Here is a 20,887-nt window from a genome sequence, read left to right on the forward strand (position 1 = left end):
CACGGGAGTCACGGGAGCCACAGGAGCCACGGGAGCCACCGGAGTCACGGGAGCCACGGGAGCAACTGGGGCAACAGGAGTTACAGGGGCAACAGGAGTTACAGGAGCAACAGGAGCGACCGGAGTAACTGGAGCAACCGGAGTAACTGGAGCAACAGGAGTAACTGGAGCAACAGGAGTAACTGGAGCAACAGGAGTAACTGGAGCGACCGGAGTAACTGGAGCAACAGGAGTAACAGGAGTAACAGGAGCCACGGGAGCAACTGGGGCTACAGGAGTGACCGGAGCCACGGGAGCGACAGGGGCCACAGGACCAACAGGACCAACAGGACCAACAGGAGCCACTGGACCGACGGGACCACCGGCAGCAGCTATTCTAGTTGCTGAAAACGCCGGACCTATTACAATCTTTGATGGAATTACAGTATTAAATGCTGAGGACATTCGACTGTTAGAGTTGACTAGCGCTTCTGTAACGGAAGGAAAACCGGTTAAAATTGATTTTGCATTATCTGTAGAGGTCACTGCTTCGACCGACTTAACTTTTAATTTTGAAGTTGGGGTATATCGAGACGGAAATTTAATTGAAACAAGGGAGCTTCAGAGGTCAATTACTGAGGGAACACATATTTTCCCGATGTATAGTACTTGCGTAGATGAACCAGCTAATAGTGGAACTGCTACCTACGACTTAAGATCAATTTTTACAAGCTCAAATACAGCTACAGTGACTGTTAGTAATATGGATCTAAATGTTACCGTATTCTACTAATAAAACATGAAAAGGCGTGCCAAGTGCACGTCTTTTCTTATGAATTAGGTTTTAAAACATACCCTTATACCTGTTAGTCATACATTAATGGGGAGTGAACTTTTGAAAGGGGATGGAGAAGTTGGTGACGATCAGTTTATGTATGATGGTCAAAAATGAAGAAGAGGTATTAGCCAGGTGTCTTGATACAGTGAAAGACCTTGTAGATGAGATCAATATTGTAGATACGGGGTCCACAGACCGAACGGTAGAGATTGCTAAGGAGTATACCGATCGAGTCTTCTTTTTTGAGTGGACGGGAAAGTTTACGGATGGACGGAATGAGTCGTTTAAATATGCAACAAAGGATTATATTCTTTATTTGGATGCTGATGATGTCATCCTCGAAGAAGACCGGGAAAAATTTAAGAAGCTTAAAGAAACGCTCGATCCATCGGTTGATTCGGTTTCTATGTTTTATAATGCCGGGACGGATGAATTCGGCAATGTAACCCTTCAGTACCGCAGAAACAGGTTAGTCAAAACGAGTAAAAATTTTAAATGGGGCGGGGATGCCCATAATTATTTAAATGTTTATGGAAACATAATAAATTCCGATGTTGCGATTACCCATAAAAAAATCAAGCATTCCGTGGGCAGAAACCTGGAAATTTACAAGAAGAAAATCGAAAATGGAGATGTCTTCAGTGCCAGGGACTGGTTTTATTATGGTAATGAGCTGAGGGAGAACGGACATCACGAGGAAGCGATTAAAAGTTATACAAAGAATATTGCAATGAGTGACGGCTGGGTCGAGGATAAAGTTTACGCCTGTATTAACAGGGCGGATTGCTACAGATTTACCAATAATCTTGAAAAAGAATTGGAATCTTTATACGAATCCTTTAAGTTTTCTAAAACTCCTCGTGCAGAAACCTGCAGCCGAATTGGGTATAATTTTCAGAGGAAGAGAGATTTCCAATCGGCAATTTATTGGTATGAGCTCGCGACTACCTTAAAGTCAGATCCAAATCGCTGGAGTTTTCAATACCCTGCATACTCTACGTGGTATCCGCATCTACAGCTTTGCGTTTGTTATTATAACCTTCAGGATTTTGAAAATTCTTATTACCATAACGAGAAAGCACGTGAATATAGACCTCAGGATGAAAGAGTACTTTTAAATAAGGACTTATTAGAAAAGAAACTTAACATTAAACCAGCTGAAGAAAGTAAAAAGCAGGAATCAGAAGAAGAGCAGTCATCAGCTTCAAAAGAAGATGTATGAATTAATAAAAAAGAGTTAGGGACAGCTGCCCTGACTCTTTTTTATTTAAGCAATGACATGGCTTCATAGTCAGCAATTAAAGTAAGGTTCGGATGTCTTTTTAAGACAGAAGCAGGGAAATCTTCCGTAATCTCATCTTCGACCAGACGAAGAATAGCTTCTGCTTTCTTTTTTCCTGAAGCAATCAATAAAATTTCCGAGCTCTCCATAATGGACTGGATACCCATCGTAATTGCGTGAGTGGGGACGTCATCTTTATTTGAAAAATACCTTGCATTTGCCTTGCGAGTGGATTCCGTCAGCTCAACCACATGGGTTCGGCTGTTAAATGAAGTGCCTGGCTCGTTAAACCCGATATGTCCATTCTGGCCAATCCCGAGCAGCTGAAGGTCAATTCCGCCCAGCTGTTTAATCACCTGATCATACCTTTTGCATTCACCATCTAAATCTTCCGCAAGTCCGCGAGGCAGATGAGTATGAGAAGCAGGAATATCCAGATGCTGAAATAGGTGCTCATCCATATAGGTGTGATAACTTTGTGGGTGGTCATCGGCCAGCCCTACATATTCATCAAGGTTTACTGTGTAAAACTTTTGAAAGCTTTCCTTTTTCTGAAGATGCAAGTGAATGAGTTCCCTGTATGTCCCTAAAGGAGTTCCGCCGGTAGCTAATCCTAACACAGTGTTTGGCTTGCTTTTAACCTGTTCATAAATCACTCCTGCGGCTTTTTGACTCATTTCCTCATATGACGCTGTTTCTATCAACTTCATTTGTCTTCCTCCTCCCTTAAAATCGTTTGGAAGTAAATTTGAACGTATACTTTTCGCTTCTAAAATAAAGCTTAGTAAATTCAAAAACCGTATCATCTTCCAGGTAGGCCCATAAATTCATCGATAATATAGAAGAGTCATTGGCTAAATGTAAAATTTCTTTTAATTCCTCATCAGGCGTCATCGGGAGGATTTCTCCCTGTCTTTCTTTAATAACATATCCTTTTCGTTCGACATACTCATATTTTGATTTTGTCATTACTTCTACTGACAAATCAGGAAATAAAGACACAGGCATGTAAGTTTCTTCAAGAATCATCGGTTCTTCATCAGCACAGCGCAGACGACGGATAAAGAAGACCTTCTCTCCTTCTAGAAGACGAAGTGTCTCACGAATAGAGTCTTTTGGCTGCTGCATTGAAAATTCAAGGATCTGGTTAGTCGGCTCCTGGTTAAGGTGAAGCATCTCTTCTGTAAAACTTTGCAGCCGGTAAATATCATGCTCGATTTTTGTGTTTTTTACATAGGTACCGCTTCCTCTAACTTTGTAAAGAATATCTTCTTTCACTAGAAGCTGAATAGCTTGTCTGATCGTTACGCGGCTTACGTCATATTTAACCGCTAATTTATTTTCAGAAGGAATGGCCTCATCTTTATTTAGTTTTGAGGAGACAATGTCCTTTTTTATTTGGTATGCCACTTGTTTATATAGGGGAGAACTCGTGTTCAAAGTCTTTCACCGTCCCTTGGAAGTATCAACAACTTGTATTGTTATTTAATACAACTATAAACCATTTTGTTACATAATTCATTATTGAAATTAATTTTAATGAGAATCGATGTTTTCTTCTACGGTATTTTATCCCTAAACATTTAATAATACTAATTAAAACATATTCGGTATTGAATTTGTATTATTTTAATGATATAACTGAATTAACACATAATTTTGAAGGGAGAAGCCGCATGAAAAAACAGCGTCTTGTAGTAGCAGGAAGTGGAAGTACTTACACCATGGGAATGATGATGAGCCTAATTGAAGAAAAAGATCGATTCCCTTTAAAAGAGATTGTCTTTTACGATATTGATGAACAGCGGCAGGAGCGAAATGCGAAAGCCACAGAAATATTATTAAAAGAAAGATATCCAGAACTGGAATCATTTTCTTATACAACAGATAAAGCGAAAGCCTTTGAGGGTGCAGACTTCGTGTTTGTACAAATTCGTACAGGCGGGCTTGCGATGCGAGAGCAGGATGAACAAATTGCATTACGGCATGGAGTCGTCGGGCAGGAAACTTGCGGTCCGGGCGGCATGGCATACGGAATTAGATCTATTAAAGATATGATTCAGCTTGTGAAAGACATCCGGAAATATTCGGGAGATGCCTGGATTTTAAATTATACAAATCCTGCCGCCATCGTAGCGGTGGCATTAGAAAGAGAATTTCCAAACGATCAAAAGTTATTGAATATATGTGATATGCCGATCGCAATTATGATCAGCTATGCAAAGCTGCTAGAGGTAAACGTCTGGGAGCTTGTACCTGAATACTTCGGACTGAATCACTTTGGATGGTTTACAAAAATCTATGATAAAGAAGGCAATGACCATACCGAACGATTGAAAAATTTAATCATTGAAACAGGGTTTACACCGGAAGATACGGAAATCGCTAATGATGTGTCATGGCAGAAGACCTTTGAGCAGGCGAGGAAAATGCTGATCGACTTTCCTGAGTTTTTACCAAATACGTATTTACAGTATTACTTGTATCCAAACCAGATGGTTGAGAAAGAAGATCCTGACCATACGAGGGCCCGTCAGGTTATCGATGGAAGACAAAAACGTGTCCACGATACCTGTGACAAGATTATTGAAGAGGGGACAGCCGAGAATGCTGATCTTCATGTCGATATTCATGGAGTGTTCATGGTAAGGGCAGCTGAATCACTCGCTTATAATCTGGCAGAAAGATTTATTGTCATTGTTAAAAATAACGGGATTATTCCAAACCTGCCGAAAGAGGCGATGGTGGAGGTGCCGAGCCTGCTGACGAGTCAAGGGCCTAAACCATTTGCAGTCGGCGAAATCCCCCTCTTCTATAAAGGCTTAATCGAAGGACAGCTTGCCTACGAGCAGCTTGTCGTTGATTCATATTTTGAGAAGAGCAGACAGAAACTAATACAAGCTCTAACTCTAAACCGTACCGTCGTGAATGTAGACAAAGCAAAAGCGGTTGTGGACGATATGCTGGAAGCTAATAAAGGATACTGGCCGGAATTTAAATAACGGGGCTTGAGGTGAAATGTATGAAAAAGCTGATTATTAACGCAGATGACTTCGGATATTCAAGGGGGGTGAACTATGGCATAATCGATTCTCACCGAAATGGTGTGTTAACTTCTACGACGTTTATGACAAACATGCCGGGACGGGACCATGCCGCTGAGCTGGCTAAAGAAAATCCAAACCTTGGGGTAGGTGTTCACTTAGTCCTGACCTGCGGGCGCCCGCTGCTTGACAGCCATCGAACAATTGTGGATTCCAATGGGGACTTTCGAAATTTAAAATTTTATAAAGGTGCTTTTACGATTGATTATGATGAAGTGTATAAAGAGTGGAAAGCACAAATCGAGAAATTTCTTTCTTACGGGTTAACACCGACTCATTTAGACAGCCATCACCATATCAATTCATTTGGGCAGATGCCGGAGGTTTTTCTAAGGCTGGCTGAAGAATACAGCTTGCCTGTTAGAAACAACATGGATACGGAGAAGACAAAGGATCTTATAGAAAAAGAGATAAAAACGACAGATTCATTTGCTTATCTAATCGAAACCTCTTTGAAGAATAAAGCAGCACTTGACGAACTATTTGCGGAATCAGAATCAGTAGAGGTAATGGCCCATCCGGCTTATTTGGACAAAAAACTATTGTCGACCTCTTCATTTACTTATCCGAGGGTGGATGAAGTTGAATTTTTAACGGATCCAGACAGAGTAAAGCTGATAGAGTCACGAGTCGACATTGTATTAACGACATTTGAGGAGCTTTAATAGGTTCAGTTTTATGTTCTTCATAGAACTGTTCTGAATTAATAAGGGGGAGAAATGATGAAAAGCTTTATGCAGAAGTTAGGGAAGTCGCTGCTCATTCCAATTGTTGCCCTGCCTATTGCTGGTCTGACGCTTCGTTTAACCGCTGAGGATATGCTTAATATTCCGCTTTTTCAGGCTTCAGGAGTCATCCTTACACAAATGGATGCCTTAATTGCGATAGGGATAGCCATGGGACTCGCGAGAACGAAGGATAAAGGGATCCCTGCACTCACAGGTTTTCTAGCCATCATTGTGCTGAAAGAAGGCTTAAAGATCATGGATCCAGAGCTGAATATGAGTGTATTTGGCGGAGTCATGGCCGGGTTAATTGCTGCTTTTATTTATAACAAGTTTAAAAATGCCAGGCTGCCAAGTATGTTTGCTTTTTTCAGTGGAGAAAAATTCCCGATTACGATGATTATAATCACAATGATACCCGTTGCAGGTCTCATGTCTCTCGTCTGGCCATATCTTCAATCAGGCATTGATTCTTTTGGACAAACACTCGTTAATCTTGGAGCCGCTGGTGTCTTCATCTACGGATTCTTAAACAGGTTCCTTCTGCCGTTTGGACTGCACCATGTATTGAATACCTACACTTACTTTGGCTTAGGAAGTTATGAAACCGCTTCAGGAGAAGTGGTAGCAGGGGAGATCAACCGTTTTCTAAGCGGCGACCCGACGGCTGGTTACTTTATTGGCGGATTTTTCGTAACGATGCTGTTTGGAGTACCTGCGATTGCTCTCGCGATTACTAAAGCTGCAAAGAGAAGAAAACAGGAGACGAAAACGTTAATGTCCTCAGGTGCGGCCACCTCTTTTGTAACAGGGATCACCGAGCCAATTGAGTTTACATTTCTATTCACTTCTCCATTGCTTTACTTCATTCACTCCGTTTATACAGGTCTTGCAGGAGCCGTGCTTTATTTACTGCATATCCGCCACGGATTTTCCTGGGGTGCCGGAATAATCGACTATGTCGTTAACTTAAATCTATCAGACAACGGACTGATGATTATCCCAGTAGGATTGGCGTTCTTCGCTCTTTATTACTTTACCTTCTACTTCGTAATTATTAAACGGGATATCCCGGTAATCGGAAGAGAAGAAGACGTTGAATTCGGGGAAGAATCAACAGAAAAAGAGAAAGAATTAGAGCTTACTCATTCGAATCACGAATATATGGCGAAGAAAATTCTTCAGTATATCGGAGGAAAAGAGAATGTCATCGTCAACGATAACTGTATGACACGGCTGCGTCTTGAATTGAAGGATGTTAGTGTAGTCGATGAAGATAAAATTAAACAAACCGGAGCTCACGGTGTGGTTAAAATAGATAAAAATAATGTTCAAATTATCATTGGTTCTGAAGCGACGACTGTTAAACAGGAAATAGATAAATTTTTAGAAGAGTAGATAGCGGAATCATGCGAGGCTTCTGCTTGGAATACCCCCACTTCTCCTATCTCATTTCTGGTACTAATATATATGGAAAGTGGGTTTCGTTTGTCTTGGTTGCGGGATCTCACCTTGTTCTATACTCCTGTAAAGGTTTCATAGATTAAGGAGATTATTGTTCCGTTTACCGTGATAAAGAGGACCGGGCCTGGGGAAACAACTCGCTTTCCATGGGCGAACGGTGAGCTTCCTCGGGCTTTTAGCCCTCCGGGATCTCCCCCTGTTCTATCCTCCCATAGGAGTCTCGCTGTTTCCCCCGGCCCTTTATGTTTTCTTAGAGTAACGGAACCATAAAGCAAGAGGACTAAGGTATAGGATCTTCTTCCAAAAAAAGTGTTCCGTTTATACCATCAATGGTAAAAGAGGCTGGGAAATGGCGAGACTCCTGCAGGGAGATAGAGCCATGGTGAGATCCACGAGTGTAACGAGTTAGCTCACCGGCTCCCCGCGGAAAGGGAGTCATTTCCCAGCCTCGTTCCTCTTTATAAAGTAAACGGAACCGTCTTTACCCATTCTAAAAATGGGAAATAGCAGGCCTCCTACTGGAAGATAGTGACAGGGCGTGATCCGAGGGTGAAACGAGCTAGCTCACCGGCTCTCCACAGAAAGTGAGTGAATTCCCAGCCCCTTTTGCCTTTCAATAGTAGACGGATCAGCTCTTTCTCTATCACAATTGAGAAAAAACGGGTAATTTCCCAGCCTCTATTTTCATAACTATAGTAAACGGGACAGGCATAAACCAGGAAAGCTATTTCTGTGCCTCTTGGTCTGTCGGCATAATAATAGCGGCTACAATATATACGACAAGCAGGAAGCCGCTGCTTAAGAAAATACCGACAGCATATAAAATTCTCAGCAGGCTGGCATCAATGTCATAAATCTCGCTAATCCCGCCAAGGGTACCTGTCAGCATTTTGTTACTTGTGGATTTGTACAGTTTCTTTTTCATTTTTACCATCTCCTTCATGTAAATCCTTCGAGAATACAACCATATCAAGGGCCTGTATTCCATTTTCAAAAATCGGGTGGGGATAACTTAAAAAGAAATCTTTACGTATCCTTTCAAATCGGAATCCAGCTTTTTGATAAAAGCTTAAGTTAGCCAGGCTGGAATTGGCAGTCCCTACAATCATGCGGGCATATCCTTTTTGTTTATAAAGTTGAAAGGCTTCACCTATGACTGCCTTACCTATTCCTTTCCCTTGTTCACCTTCCTTTAAAGCTATATTTTTGATTTCGACCATATTGGCTTCAGGGAACGTAAACAGGCAGACACCGATATTATTTTGTTGATATTGGATAACATACATTTCACCTTCATTAATATACTCCATAATAATATCTTCATTCTCATCCGCTAACAGGAGAAGCGGCAGATAATCCTTGCGATTATGAACATGTTTTAAATAAGCCATTTCAAAATCTCCTTCTTAATTGCTGTTATTCTCTACGTCTAGTAAGAAAATTCGTTTCATTTTGAATTCATGTTACAATTTTTATAATAAACAAGTTCACGAGGAGGGGTTATATGCAGCGGAAAATATCGGTTGCCGGATGGTTGTTATTTTTGTGTGGGGGTGCGCTGTGGCTTTTTGGTATCGACTTGCCGATTGAGGAAGCGGATTCTGTATTGATCGGTTTAGGAGCGGTTCTGCTTCTCTTCTCAGGAATTATGAAAATGAACAGCCAGCAATCGTAATTTTCCTTGCTTCGGGCGTGGTGAGAAACCGCGCTTTTTTTGTTGTTTTATTTATTGCATAGATTTCAAAAATAGTAAATGCTAAAAAAGGGATTAAGATCGCTGTTACTGTTTTTAAAAAGATTATGGTAACATGAGAAAAGCGAAAAGTTCTGGAAACATAGGACGTTTTTCAGAAAAAGGAGTAGTGAACAATTAATGGCACAGCAGGATGAAAAAATATATGACTTAATCGGGGTAGGAATTGGACCTTTTAATTTAAGCCTCGCTGCTTTACTGGATGAGATAGATGAGACAGATACCTTATTCTTTGAAAAAAAGGAACACTTCGACTGGCATCCGGGGATGTTAATCGAAGGAACGAAGCTGCAGGTTCCTTTTTTAGCGGATCTCGTCACAATGGCTGATCCTACTAATAAACACAGCTTCCTAAATTACATTAGTGAAAATGACCGTATGTATCAGTTCTATTTTCTTCAGCGTCTTGATATTCCTCGCAGGGAATATAATGATTACTGCCAGTGGGCAGCCAATCGATTGGACAGCTGTAAATTCGGGTACCGTGTTACCTCCATTCAGCATGTAAGGGAAGACGAATCCTATTTCCTTGTAGATGTTGAGAACAATGCAGGTGATTCCAAGACGTACAGAACAAAGCATGTCGTTATGGGAACAGGGAGCGTACCGGCTATGCCTAAGTCATTTAAAGGACTTTCGAATAAAGATGTCTTCCATACAGCTGACTATGTACAAAATCAGGATCGATGCACAGCTGCAAAGTCTGTAACGGTCGTAGGGTCTGGCCAGAGTGCGGCAGAAACGTTTCGTGAGCTGCTGAAAGAGCAGCGTGAGCACGGCTTCCGTCTTGACTGGATTACCAGATCTTCGGGTTTTGCATCTATGGAGGAGTCTAAGCTGAGTCTGGAGCACTTTTCACCGGATTACGTCAATTATTTCTACAAGCTTCCCCAGGAGGATAAAGATAAGATTTTTGCTACTCAAGGGTTGTATTATAAAGGGATCAGCAACCATACGATTGAAGATATTTATAATCTTCTCTATGAGTATTCTATTGGGGATGATGAGTTAAATGTCGGGCTGCAAGTATTAACAGAGGTAAATGGTGTTAAGCAGAAAGGAGACGGTTACGTACTGGACTGCTATCACTGGCAGAAAAAAGAATCCTTTCAGCACGAAAGCGAAGTAGTGATCACAGCTACAGGTTATCAGCCGAATATCCCTGAGTTTATCCATTACTTAGAGGATTTTCTTGAATGGGATGACCGTGGCCGATATAAAGTAGAAGCCGATTACCGATTAAAGAAAACAAAAGATGTGCCTAATGAAATTTATGTACACAGCGGGATTTCCCATTCCCATGGTGTAGGTTCCACTAATCTTGGACTGGCTGTACATCGTAACAAAGTAATAATCAATCATTTGATGGGACGGGAAGTATTCAAGATTCCGGCAAAAGGAATCTTTCAATCATTTGATGTTCAACATTAAAGAACTGCATGGAGTGCTTATACAGCACCCGTGCAGTTTTTTTTATATTTTTTGTAAACGCTTACTAAGAGGCGGCTGTCGTATTTATTTATTTGAATGACATAAAACAGCAAAAAATACGGTTGACAGATTTTATTACAGGAGTGATAATAGCATAAATATACGATATTTATAATATTTATACATACAGATAAAAGAGGTGATGAACGATTGGAAATCGGTATAGTGGGCGCAACAGGATATGGCGGTGTAGAGCTGTTCAGGCTGTTAAACGGACATTCAAATGTAGAAAATATTCATCTGTATTCTTCTTCCCAGGCAGGTGAGTTTTTTGAAGGAATATACACTCACGTGAATAATCAATCATATGAGCTTCAACCGCTTCATCCAGATAAAATGAAGCAGCTCGATATCATCTTTCTTGCGACACCTCCCGGGGTCTCAAGTGGTCTGACACCTCAGCTTACGGGCGGTAAAGCTAAAGTAATTGACCTATCGGGAGATTTAAGGCTGAAGGATACTGAAGTTTATACAGAATGGTATAAACAGGAGGCTGCACCACAATCAGCTATTAATGAAGCAGTGTATGGTCTTCCGGAATGGAATAAAGAACACATAAAGCAGGCATCAGTGATTGCAAATCCCGGCTGCTATCCAACCGCCGTATTGTTAGGGCTTGGACCTGTTGTAGAAAGCGAGATAGCGGATCCTGACACCATCATAATTGATGCAAAGTCGGGTGTTTCCGGGGCAGGGAAAAATGCCAATGCAGTCACTCATTTTGCACACACGCAGGAAAATCTCCGAATCTATAAAGTGAATCAGCACAAACACATTCCTGAAATTGAGCAGCAGCTTAAAATTTGGAATGAAACGATAAAACCGGTAACTTTTTCTACGCACTTAGTTCCGATGACACGAGGAATCATGGCAACGATTTACGTTGAACCGGCCAAAGAAGTATCGTTGGAAAATATTCACGCATTGTATGAAGAGGTTTATGAGTCTCACCCGTTTATCCGTATTCGAAAGCTTGGTGATTTCCCGAGTACCCGCGATGTTTATGGATCGAATTACTGTGATATCGGAATAACTCTCGATGATCGAACCGGCCGTCTGACAATAGTTTCAGTCATTGACAATTTGATGAAGGGGGCTGCGAGTCAGGCCGTTCAAAATATGAACATTATTTTAGGAATTGATGAAACGACAGGACTGGATCTTGTGCCAGTCTTTCCATAATAGGTAAAAGAAAGGGAGAGAGCGATTGATTCAACTAACGGACGCAGGCAGTATCAAGAAGGTGGAAGAGGGGACGGTAACCTCGCCTAAAGGATTTGTTTCAGGAGGAGTGCACTGTGGGCTTCGTCGATCAAAAAATGACTTTGGATTATTAATGAGTGAGCAGCCCGCCTCCGCAGCGGCCGTTTACACGCAGAGTCATTTTCAAGCTCCTCCGCTTAAGGTAACACAGGAGAGTATAGCAGAAGAACAGAAGATTCAAGCCATAGTGGTCAACAGTGCGGTTGCTAATGCGTGTACGGGTAAAGAAGGTCTCTTGAACGCTTATCAAATGCGAGAGCTGGTGGCGAAGCGTTATCAAATTTCATCTCATTATGTAGCTGTCGCTTCAACAGGAGTAATTGGAGAGCAGCTGGATATGGAAAAAATAAAATACGGAGCAAAGGCAGTAGAGGTTAACCAGCAGGAAGCGCATGCTTTTCAACAGGCAATCTTAACAACAGATACTTGTGAAAAATCCTCCTGTTTCCAGGTAGAGATCGACGGGCAGACGGTAACGATTGCTGGTGCGGCTAAGGGATCTGGAATGATCCATCCCAATATGGCCACAATGCTAGGGTTTATAACGACAGATGCGAAGATCGAATCTGAACACTTACAAACTGCTTTAAGTCATTGTATTGATCAATCGTTCAATCAGATTACGGTTGATGGAGAGACATCGACAAACGACATGGTGCTAGCACTTGCAAATGGAAAAGCTGCAAATAAGGAATTACATCCAGAACATAAGCAGTGGGCAGAATTCCAGCAGGCCCTTTTACTCGTTTGTGAAGATTTAGCGAAACAAATTGCTAAAGATGGTGAAGGAGCTACGAAGCTGATTGAAGTGAATGTCTCAGGAGCCAACTCCAACAAAGAGGCTAGAGCGATTGCCAAAAAGGTTGTAGGCTCGAATTTAGTAAAGACGGCAGTGTATGGAGTGGATGCCAACTGGGGTAGAATCGTTGGGGCTATCGGCCATAGTGAAGCGGAAGTACAAGCCGATCGCTGTGATATCTTTATTGGCAAGCAGCTCGTTTTTAGTGAAGGTACACCGCATCTATTTTCTGAGGAACAGGCGAAGGAAGATATGAAGAAGGACAAGGTGAAGATTCAAATAAACCTGCATCAGGGCAATGGAGCAGGAACAGCCTGGGGGTGTGACCTGACCTATGACTACGTCAAAATCAATGCCAGCTATCGCACATAAACCCGTCATCGTCGTGAAAATTGGAGGCAGTATGGTTGACTGCTTGAGTGAAGACTTTTACAAAAGTCTTGCTTTATTATCGGAGTACTATCATTGTGTAGTCGTTCATGGCGGCGGGCCGGCGATTACTTCATTGCTTCAAGCACTGAAGATTGAAGGAGAATTCTATAATGGCCTGCGTAAAACAACACCTGAAACTCTTGAAGTTGTGAAAATGACACTCGGAGGTACAGTCAGTGCACAAGTAACTTCAGCTCTTGAAAAACATAGCGTTTCAGCACTTGGATTAAAAGGATGTGACGGTCAGCTTCTTCAAGCAAGCTTTGTAGATCAGGAGAAGCTGGGTCTCGTAGGAAATATAGAACAAGTCAACACAGCCTTGATCCATCAGCTTCTTGTAACTGGCTACCTTCCGGTGATAGCCCCGCTTGCAGTTACGGAGAATGGTCAGACCGTTAACGTCAACGCCGACGTCGCAGCTGCTGCCGTTGCGGATGCCCTGCAGGCAGAGAAGCTTTTATTTGTTACAGATGTACCTGGTATTTTAAACGGTGAAACAATGATCGAGCGAATTACGCCGAATGAGATTCACCAATTAATAGACACAGAGGTCATATACGGCGGTATGATTCCAAAGGTAAATTCAGCGATTGATGCTTTATCTGAAAAGTTAAAAGAAGTACTGATTGTCAGTGGAGAACAGTCACTGTTGAAAGATGGAATGATTAAAGGAACAACGATTTACCATGAGGTAACGGAAGGAGCGGTTCGATGAGTTTATTTCCGACCTACAATCGGTTTCCATTTACGATTGAGTCCGGAGAGGGGACGGTTGTCCGGGACGACAGCGGAAAAGAATATCTGGATTTCGTTTCTGGTATTGCTGTCTGTAATTTAGGCCACCGCCCTTTAGTTGTCCAAGAAGCCATTGAGGAACAGCTGAAAAAGGTATGGCATGTTTCTAACTTATATCAAATTCCTATTCAGGAAGAAGCGGCTCAACTGCTTACAGAAGCTTCTGGTCTTGACTATGCCTTTTTCTGTAACAGCGGAGCTGAGGCTAACGAAGCAGCTATTAAGCTGGCTCGGAAGCATACAGGGAATGACAAGATCATTACATTTAAACAGTCCTTTCACGGCAGGACATTTGCGACGATGAGCGCAACCGGCCAGGAAAAGATACAGGAAGGCTTTGGAACCCTGCTGCCTACCTTTGAATACCTCCCATTTAATGATGAGTCTGCTGTGGCAGAGCTAATGGGAGAGGGTGCAGCAGCCATTATGGTTGAAGTCATTCAAGGAGAAGGCGGCGTCATAGAAGCTGATGAAGCCTTTCTAAAGGCGATAGAGAAAAAGTGTGCGGAAACAGGAGCGTTATTCATTATAGATGAAGTGCAGACAGGAGCAGGGAGGACGGGGTCACCGTTTGCGTTTCAACATTACGGGCTTTCCCCTGATATTATTACATCAGCCAAAGGGCTAGGAAGCGGTTTTCCTGTTGGCGCTATGGCAGGGAAAGCTTACTTAAAGGAATCATTTTCTGCAGGCTCCCACGGCTCGACATTTGGAGGGAATCCGCTGGCTTCAGCTGCAGTGAAAGCAACGTTATCTACCATTTTCAAAGATCAGTTTCTGCATGAGGTGAACGAAAAGAGCACTTATTTTATGAAACTGTTAAAAGAGAACCTGGAAGGTCTCCCGGGAGTAATGGAAGTTCGGGGAAAAGGAATGATGATCGGAATAGAGGTTGAATCAGAAGCCATCGAGTATGTTCACAAGCTGCGTGAAAACGGACTGCTGGCTGTTTTAGCAGGACCTAAAGTTATCAGACTTCTGCCTCCATTAACGGTCAGTTACCAGGAACTTGATCAGGCGCTTCAATTGCTGAAAAAAGTCTTAAGTACAGAGTTCAGCCGGACTTAAACTTTGACAGGGAAGCCCCCTGCAAAGTTTTTTTACGGGTTTCAATGAATTAATATACTATTTAATTTATAAATATACGGTGAGGTGGAACTATGCAAGGGTTTCTAACATTAGAAAAAGGTCAGGTGTTTGAAGGCAAAGCCTCGAACAGCTGGGAGGCTCCTATTGAGGGGGAGGTTGTATTTTATACAGGGATGACAGGCTATCAGGAAGTTTTAACAGACCCTTCTTATCGCGGGCAGATCGTAGTCTTCACCTATCCCCTAATCGGAAATTACGGCATTAATGAAGCCGACTCAGAAAGCGTGCAGCCGCAGGTGAGCGGTGCAGTGATGTTTCAATGCTCAGATTCAGTCTCTCATTATCAGGCAGAGATGACATTAAAGGACTATTTGAATAAATGGAATGTCCCTTTCCTGACTGGTGTAGATACACGAGAAGTTACGAAAGCGATTCGGACAGAAGGATCTTGCCAGGGGGTGCTCGCCAATAAAACGGTGAAGCCATCTGATACAAAGTCGGCAGGACAGATTTTCCAGGCTCATGATCCGAAAATAAAAAAATATGGAACAGGGAATAAGCGCGTGGCGCTGATTGATTTCGGATTTAAAACATCCATTCTTGATAAGCTGCTTGAGGAAGACATCCAGGTTACTGTGTTTCCTTTTACGAAAATACACGAAGTGCATAAACTTCAGCCGGACGGGGTGGTGCTCTCTAACGGACCAGGAGACCCTAAAGACGCTTCTCCCTATTTACCCGAAATAAAAGCAGTGCTTGAGAAATATCCTTCGCTTGGAATCTGTCTGGGACACCAGGTCATTGCTCTAGCTTTCGGGGCGGACACGAAGAAGCTTGCCTTCGGCCATAGAGGGGCCAATCACCCGGTAAAAGACCTACAGTCCGGTCAAGTATTTCTCACATCGCAAAACCATAATTATGTCGTTAACCGTGACAGCCTTGCCGGTACGGTGCTTGAAACGTGTTTTATAAATGTAAACGATGGATCAGTGGAAGGGTTACTGCACCCTTCAAAGCCGATTCTCACCGCCCAGTTTCACCCCGAAGCAAATCCGGGACCGGAAGACGCTCAGTGGGTTATTGAAGAATTTCTATCTATGATGTCATCGGCGAAAGGAGCAAAAGTATATGTCTAAGAAAGTACTCGTCATCGGTTCAGGACCAATTGTTATCGGGCAGGCAGCTGAATTTGACTACTCAGGAACACAAGGCTGCCTGGCTTTAAAGGAAGACGGTCACGAAGTCGTACTCGTTAATAATAATCCAGCAACGATAATGACAGATACAGAAGTAGCCGACACCGTCTACTGTGAACCACTGACTGTGAAAAGTATAGAAGCTATTATTCAAAAAGAACAGCCTGAAGCTGTGCTCGCAGGGCTGGGCGGACAGACAGGCTTAAATTTAGCGGTTGAAATGAATAAACATGGAATCTTTGAAAAATACAATCTTGAACTTCTCGGCACTAGTGTTGCTTCCATTCAGCAGGGAGAAGACCGCGAACTGTTCCGTGAGCTGATGCATGAGCTAGGGCAGGATGTTCCTGAAAGCCGAGTAATAGCAAGTGTAGAGGAAGCTGTACAATTTACGGAGGATTTCGGCTTTCCAATCATCAGCCGTCCAGCATATACCTTAGGAGGCCGTGGTGGCGGGATTACCGATAATCTTGAAGAAATGAAGGACCTGGTCCATAACGGTTTAAAAGCCAGTCCGATCGGTCAGGTTATTATAGAAAAAAGTATTGCCGGCTTTAAAGAGGTCGAATATGAAGTAATGCGTGATGCGAAAGGTACGTGTATCAGTGTCTGTAATATGGAAAACTTTGATCCCGTCGGGGTGCACACCGGAGATTCTATCGTAGCTGCTCCGTCCCAGACGCTTACAGATCAGGAATATCAAATGCTGCGTACCGCTGCCTTTAAAATAATTTCAGCTCTCGAAGTCATTGGAGGCTGTAATGTTCAGTTTGCATTGGATCCTTATAGCAAGAAATACTACGTCATTGAGGTCAATCCCCGGGTAAGCCGCTCATCAGCTCTTGCCTCAAAGGCGACAGGTTATCCTATTGCAAAAATGGCAACAAAGCTGGCGCTTGGCTACTCGCTCGATGAGCTGATTAACCCATTAACTGGTACAACATACGCAAGCTTTGAACCTGCTTTAGACTATGTGGTAGTTAAATTCCCGCGCTGGCCTTTTGATAAGTTTTCAAAAGCCGATCGTAAGCTTGGCACAAAAATGAAGGCGACAGGTGAGGTTATGGCTATCGACCGGACACTGGAGGGGGCTTTTCAAAAAGCAGTATCCTCCCTGGACCAGTCGATACCAGAGCTTAACGAGGAAGAGCTTTATGATCATCTCACTAAACCTACAGATTTACGCTATTTCGCGATTCAGGATCTCTTAAGAAAAGGGAAGACGATTGAAGAAATTCATCAAGTGACAGGCATCGATTTATTTTACTTGCAAACGGTCAAACACCTGATTGATACGGAAAATAAGCTTAAGCAAAGCGAGCTGGACAACGATCTAATAAAACAGGCGAAAATCTATGGATTCACAGATGAGCAAATTGCCAGCCACAGCGGGGTAACATCACATCATATAAAGAAAACGCGAGAAGAGTACGGCATCAAGCCTGGCTATAAAATGGTAGACACATGTGCCGCTGAATTTGAAGCAGCCACCAATTATGTGTACACCACTTATGCAGGGAACAATGAAATACAGCCGCTGACAGGGAATAAAAAAGCATTAATTGTAGGTTCAGGTCCGATTAGAATCGGTCAGGGTGTCGAATTTGATTATAGTGCCGTAAAAGCCATTGAAAGCCTGAAAAAACTAGGCTGGACGACAATTATGATTAACAATAACCCGGAAACCGTCAGCACGGATTATACAACAGCAGATCGGCTATATTTTGATCCAATTAACAAAGAAGTCATTCAATCGATTGTCGAGCATGAAAACGTGGATCTCGTATTTACACAGTTTGGCGGCCAGACAGCGATTAACATTGCAGAAGAGCTTGAAAATGCAGGGATACCTTTGGCCGGCGTAAGTGTAGATACTATCGCTCAGCTTGAGGACCGAGAGCAATTTTACACGATGCTGAAGGAACTTGATATTCCGCACATCCCAGGTTCTACATGTCACAGTATGGAAGAGGCCTTAGAAGCGGCAGCCTCTTATTCATACCCGCTGCTCTGCCGTCCATCTTACGTCATTGGCGGCCAGGGCATGTTCAAGGTAAACAGCGAAAAAGAGCTGGAGGAAGCCTTAAAAGAAACGGAAGCTCACCATTATCCGATCGTACTGGATCAGTTTATGACAGGAAAAGAAGCAGAGGTCGATCTTGCAGCAGATGGAGAGCATGTTTATATTCCCGAAATTATGGAGCATGTAGAGCCTGCCGGTATTCACTCAGGAGACAGTATGGCCGTATTCCCATCACAGAATTTGTCGCCAGAGGTAAAAGAAACACTCGTTCAATACGCCAAACGTATCGTTCAAAAGGTGAAATACAAAGGGATGATGAATATTCAATTCCTGCTTACTGATAATGAAATTTATGTACTGGAGGTTAACCCACGTGCGAGCCGTACAGTACCTATTATTAGTAAAGTATCGGAAGTCTCCATGATCGACCTTGCCGTAAAAGGCTTAACCGACGATCCTAAATTAAACCTTAAAGAGATAAAGCAGCCGGAATTCGGAATGATTGCCGTCAAATATCCCCTGTTTTCTTCTCACGCGCTTCCTGAACTGGACCATAAGCTGGGGGCTAATATGCTATCTACAGGAGAAGGCATGTGCTTAGGCCAAACGGTAACAGAAGCAATGGCTAAAGTGTTTGAACACCTGCCAAGTCCATTTGAGAATGAAGAAGTCTGTTTAATCGAAACATCTAAGCTTGTAAAAGGAAAGTCGAGCGACCTTAAATTTTCGGATTGGATTCAATCGGAAGAAGCTCAAGTTTATATGAATGATCAGAACACAAAGGAAGCGGCTGAAAAGAGAATACAGGCATTAAAGAGCGGCATTACCGTATTCAGTCAAGCTGATACCTTTAACGCTTATATAGATTCACTCAGTGGGGACCCTTATCAGCCAGCCCCGCTGCCAGGAAGTTTAAAAAAAGAGGAGTGCGTATAATATGAAGCTGATGGAAGAAATTCTCACACGCCCCCAAACCTTAAAAGGGCGTAATGTCTTGACATGGCTTGATTTTTCACAAGAGGAAGTTTCGCAAATTCTGGCCAACACACAGAACTTGAAAGCAAACCCTCATAACAGCATGCTAAATGGAAAAACACTCGGCATGATTTTTGAAAAGTCCTCGACCCGTACTCGTGTCTCCTTCGAAGTAGGCATGACACAGATGGGAGGCCATGCTGTATTTTTAAACCCACGTGATATTCAGGTGGGAAGAGGGGAAACCATTGTAGATACCGCTAAGGTCTTATCCAGATATGTGGATGCCCTTATGTATCGTACAACTTCTAATAAAAAGCTGACAGAACTGGCAGAGCATGCGACGGTTCCGGTCATTAATGGGTTATGCGATAAATATCATCCATGTCAGGCGCTCGCTGATATTTTCACTATCCTTGAATTAAAGGGAAGCTTAGCAGGAGTGAAAGTCGTTTACCTGGGAGATGGCAACAATGTCGCACATTCACTAATGATTTTATCTGCCATGATGGGCATGGAAGTTGTCGTGTCAGCCCCTAAAGGATTTGAGCCGGATCCAGAGATCGTTAAGAAGGCGGAAGAAGCAGCCAAAAAGAACAAGGGATCTGTAAAAATCGAAAATGACCCCGTTGCTGCTGTTCAGGATGCGGACATTGTTTATACGGATGTATGGGCAAGCATGGGGCAGGAGGAAGAAGCTGAGGAGCGCCATAAAGCGCTAAATGGCTATCAGGTCAATGACGAGCTGCTGAAACATGCAAAGGAAGATGTCCACTTTATGCACTGCCTTCCTGCTCATAGAGGGGAAGAAGTGACAGCCTCTGTAATTGATGGTCCGAAATCTGTCGTATTTGATCAGGCGGAAAATCGTCTGCACGTACAAAAAGCGATTTTGCTTTCAGTCATTTAATGAATGAACCCCCTGCCGGTTTCCGGTGGGGGTTTTCGTATTTTATCTTATCTGTCTGTTCCGTTTATCAAGTATGGATAAAAGCGGCTGGGGAAATGACTCGCTTTCCACGGGGAGCTGGTGAGCCAGCTCGTTGCACCCTCGGATCACGGCCCGGACACTATCTCCCAGTAGGAGTCCTGCCATTTCCCAGGTTTAAAAAGGTAAAGACGGTTCCGTTTACTGTAGAAAGAGGAACGAGGCTGGGAAATAGCTCGCTTTCCGTGGGGAGCTGGTGAGCCAGCTCGTTGCACTCGCGGATCACGCCCTGCCACTATCTTCTAGTAGGATCCTTCCATTCCCATGTTTAGAAGGGGTAAAGACGGTTCCGTTTATTGTAAAAAGAGAAAAGCGGCTGGGAAATAGCTCGCTTTCCGCGGGGAGCCGATGAGCTAGCTCGTTACACTCGCGGATCTCATCTTGGCTCTTCTCCCTGCAGGAGTCTCGCCATTTCCCAGCCTCTTTAAATTTAATGGGGAAAACGGAACGCTGTAATCTCAGTAAGCTCTCTAATGGGAACGATCCTATCTTCTTAAATGTTCCGTTACTCCAAAAAACGTAAAGGGCCGGGGGAAACGGCGAGACTCCTATGGGAGGATAGAACAGGGTGAGATTAAAAGCCCGAGGAAGCTCACCGTTCGCCTATGGAAAGCGAGTTGTTTCCCCAGGCCCGATTCTCTCTCCTAAGGTAATCGGAACCATTCTTTTAAGTACGGTTCCGGTTACTCAC

17 protein-coding genes and 1 pseudogene are annotated in these 20,887 nt (G+C 43.1%); 14 read left to right on the plus strand and 4 right to left on the minus strand.

The features are described 5' to 3' along the window. Window positions 1–772 (plus strand): annotated as a pseudogene (locus tag B7E06_RS21665) (collagen-like protein); the annotation flags it as partial. Between the two features lie 121 nt (window positions 773–893). Further along, entirely contained in the window at window positions 894–2,039 is a 1,146-nt protein-coding gene (locus B7E06_RS02090) for a glycosyltransferase (RefSeq protein WP_082232403.1), read from the plus strand. Window positions 2,040–2,080: 41 nt separating this feature from the next. Here the strand turns inward: B7E06_RS02090 and nagB are convergent, their stop codons facing one another. Next, window positions 2,081–2,809 carry a glucosamine-6-phosphate deaminase gene (nagB, locus tag B7E06_RS02095; RefSeq protein ID WP_082232405.1) on the minus strand — a complete coding sequence of 243 codons (729 nt, stop codon included), beginning with the start codon at window positions 2,807–2,809 and terminating at the stop codon, window positions 2,081–2,083. A 16-nt stretch (window positions 2,810–2,825) separates the two neighbouring features. Continuing rightward, window positions 2,826–3,539, minus strand: coding sequence for a GntR family transcriptional regulator (locus B7E06_RS02100; RefSeq protein WP_082232409.1), 714 nt, complete (start codon window positions 3,537–3,539; stop codon window positions 2,826–2,828). Between the two features lie 236 nt (window positions 3,540–3,775). On the opposite strand from B7E06_RS02100, the gene B7E06_RS02105 reads away from it, so the two are divergent. Genes B7E06_RS02105 through B7E06_RS02115 form a run of 3 tightly spaced genes read left to right on the plus strand, consistent with a single transcriptional unit; the run spans window position 3,776 to window position 7,326 of the window. Next, window positions 3,776–5,101 (plus strand): 6-phospho-alpha-glucosidase, encoded by a 1,326-nt coding sequence (locus B7E06_RS02105; protein ID WP_082232411.1) that lies wholly within the window; start codon window positions 3,776–3,778, stop codon window positions 5,099–5,101. A 20-nt stretch (window positions 5,102–5,121) separates the two neighbouring features. Further along, window positions 5,122–5,868, plus strand: coding sequence for a chitin disaccharide deacetylase (chbG, locus tag B7E06_RS02110; RefSeq protein WP_082232413.1), 747 nt, complete (start codon window positions 5,122–5,124; stop codon window positions 5,866–5,868). Between the two features lie 57 nt (window positions 5,869–5,925). Next, the gene (locus tag B7E06_RS02115; RefSeq protein ID WP_082232415.1) at window positions 5,926–7,326 is read left to right on the plus strand and encodes a PTS transporter subunit EIIC; all 1,401 of its coding nucleotides are present in this window, start codon (window positions 5,926–5,928) and stop codon (window positions 7,324–7,326) included. 790 nt (window positions 7,327–8,116) lie between these two features. Here the strand turns inward: B7E06_RS02115 and B7E06_RS02120 are convergent. Both B7E06_RS02120 and B7E06_RS02125 read right to left on the minus strand, forming a co-directional pair. Next, window positions 8,117–8,317 (minus strand): PspC domain-containing protein, encoded by a 201-nt coding sequence (locus tag B7E06_RS02120; RefSeq protein ID WP_082232417.1) that lies wholly within the window; start codon window positions 8,315–8,317, stop codon window positions 8,117–8,119. Then, window positions 8,286–8,783 carry a GNAT family N-acetyltransferase gene (locus B7E06_RS02125; protein ID WP_082232419.1) on the minus strand — a complete coding sequence of 166 codons (498 nt, stop codon included), beginning with the start codon at window positions 8,781–8,783 and terminating at the stop codon, window positions 8,286–8,288. The genes B7E06_RS02120 and B7E06_RS02125 overlap by 32 nt, the downstream gene beginning before the upstream one ends. A 113-nt stretch (window positions 8,784–8,896) precedes the next feature. Here B7E06_RS02125 and B7E06_RS21670 point away from each other — a divergent pair, with 113 nt between their 5' ends. The 9 genes from B7E06_RS21670 (at window position 8,897) to argF (ending at window position 20,118) form a co-directional block, all read left to right on the plus strand. Then, window positions 8,897–9,067 carry a hypothetical protein gene (locus B7E06_RS21670; protein ID WP_179133919.1) on the plus strand — a complete coding sequence of 57 codons (171 nt, stop codon included), beginning with the start codon at window positions 8,897–8,899 and terminating at the stop codon, window positions 9,065–9,067. Between the two features lie 198 nt (window positions 9,068–9,265). After that, on the plus strand, window positions 9,266–10,576 hold the full coding sequence (locus tag B7E06_RS02130) for a lysine N(6)-hydroxylase/L-ornithine N(5)-oxygenase family protein (protein WP_082232421.1): 1,311 nt from the start codon (window positions 9,266–9,268) through the stop codon (window positions 10,574–10,576). A gap of 210 nt (window positions 10,577–10,786) precedes the next feature. Then, complete coding sequence (argC, locus tag B7E06_RS02135) at window positions 10,787–11,818, plus strand: N-acetyl-gamma-glutamyl-phosphate reductase (RefSeq protein WP_082232423.1); 1,032 nt, start codon at window positions 10,787–10,789, stop codon at window positions 11,816–11,818. A gap of 25 nt (window positions 11,819–11,843) precedes the next feature. After that, window positions 11,844–13,070 (plus strand): bifunctional ornithine acetyltransferase/N-acetylglutamate synthase, encoded by a 1,227-nt coding sequence (gene argJ, locus B7E06_RS02140; protein ID WP_082232425.1) that lies wholly within the window; start codon window positions 11,844–11,846, stop codon window positions 13,068–13,070. Beyond that, window positions 13,033–13,845, plus strand: coding sequence for an acetylglutamate kinase (argB, locus tag B7E06_RS02145; RefSeq protein ID WP_143414436.1), 813 nt, complete (start codon window positions 13,033–13,035; stop codon window positions 13,843–13,845). Before argJ ends, argB begins: the two co-directional genes overlap by 38 nt. Further along, window positions 13,842–14,993 carry an acetylornithine transaminase gene (locus tag B7E06_RS02150; protein WP_082232429.1) on the plus strand — a complete coding sequence of 384 codons (1,152 nt, stop codon included), beginning with the start codon at window positions 13,842–13,844 and terminating at the stop codon, window positions 14,991–14,993. Before argB ends, B7E06_RS02150 begins: the two co-directional genes overlap by 4 nt. A gap of 92 nt (window positions 14,994–15,085) precedes the next feature. Next, window positions 15,086–16,150: a carbamoyl phosphate synthase small subunit gene (locus tag B7E06_RS02155; protein ID WP_082232431.1), complete on the plus strand. Its 1,065-nt coding sequence runs from the start codon at window positions 15,086–15,088 to the stop codon at window positions 16,148–16,150. Beyond that, window positions 16,143–19,169 carry a carbamoyl-phosphate synthase (glutamine-hydrolyzing) large subunit gene (locus tag B7E06_RS02160; protein WP_082232433.1) on the plus strand — a complete coding sequence of 1,009 codons (3,027 nt, stop codon included), beginning with the start codon at window positions 16,143–16,145 and terminating at the stop codon, window positions 19,167–19,169. Before B7E06_RS02155 ends, B7E06_RS02160 begins: the two co-directional genes overlap by 8 nt. Window position 19,170: 1 nt before the next feature. Beyond that, window positions 19,171–20,118: an ornithine carbamoyltransferase gene (gene argF / locus B7E06_RS02165; RefSeq protein ID WP_082232435.1), complete on the plus strand. Its 948-nt coding sequence runs from the start codon at window positions 19,171–19,173 to the stop codon at window positions 20,116–20,118. Window positions 20,119–20,887 lie beyond the last annotated feature (769 nt).

This window comes from Halobacillus massiliensis (genome assembly GCF_900166625.1).
In the GTDB taxonomy this organism is placed as follows: Bacteria; Bacillota; Bacilli; order Bacillales; family Halobacillaceae; genus Halobacillus_A; species Halobacillus_A massiliensis.